The organism is Drancourtella sp. An12 (assembly GCF_002160935.1).
In the GTDB taxonomy this organism is placed as follows: Bacteria; Bacillota; Clostridia; order Lachnospirales; family Lachnospiraceae; genus Sellimonas; species Sellimonas catena.
Window position 1 is genome coordinate 1 of sequence record NZ_NFLO01000046.1, and the last position, 936, is coordinate 936.

Sequence of the window (936 nt, forward strand, 5' to 3'; positions counted from 1 at the left end):
AAGACTACCGAAATATCTGCGTAACGCACTCCATCCAGAGTCTATAGGGGCATAAATCACTATTTTGTCAGCTGAAATATTGAATTTTCAAGGAGCGAAGCCCATTTCAGGTATGGGAAGTCTTAGTCAGGAATCTTTTATGGTAGATAAAGGAGATAACGTGTCTCCAAAGAAGAATTATCCTGAGGAAAAGGTAGTCGATGGTGTTACATACTACTTTGATGGGTGGTATACTAATGATGCCTGTATGGGAACAAAAGTAGAGTTTCCTTATACTGTCAATGGAGCAGTCAGATTTTATGCGCAGTATGTTGCCCAACGATATACATTACAGTATGATGCGAATGGTGGCAGCGGTACACCGCCTCAAGGTGGACAGTATGCAAGTGGTACTGAAGTGACAGTTGCATCCGGTGAGGGGTTAAGTAAGTCTGGCTATACTTTTAAAGGATGGAATATAAAAGCAGATGGATCAGGCACACCTTATCAGCCAGGAAGTACGCTGCTCTTTACCAATACAGACGTTACTTTATATGCTATGTGGGAGCGAGATACATCAGATTTTTCTGTGACTGGCATCGATACAACATATGATGGAATAAGCCATGAAGTAGTCCTGTCAGGTATACTTTTAGACGGAGAAAAGTGGCAGTATAAAGATGGGGATAGCTGGATAGATGTTCCTGAAAGTGGACTTTCGTTTACAGACTCGGTGGATAAAACATTAGAACTTCGTGTGATTACAAATGATCAGAACGCCATTTGGAACGGAACAGCACAAGTTACGATCGCAAAGAGAGAGCTGAAAGTCCATAAGGAAAGCAGCGCGTACTATAACGGGGAAACCCAGGTCATGAACATCAGTGAGGGAGACCTTGCAGAAGGAACTGTAGCTTCAGGTGAAAAGCTGACAGTGAAGGCAGGCATCAGTGGAAA

General features: G+C 42.8%; 1 protein-coding gene. It reads left to right on the forward strand.

Annotation, left to right across the window (positions count from 1 at the left end):
• Positions 1-139: 139 nt before the first annotated feature.
• Positions 140-936: InlB B-repeat-containing protein (locus B5E64_RS17675; protein WP_162610230.1), on the forward strand; the 797-nt coding region annotated here is incomplete at its 3' end.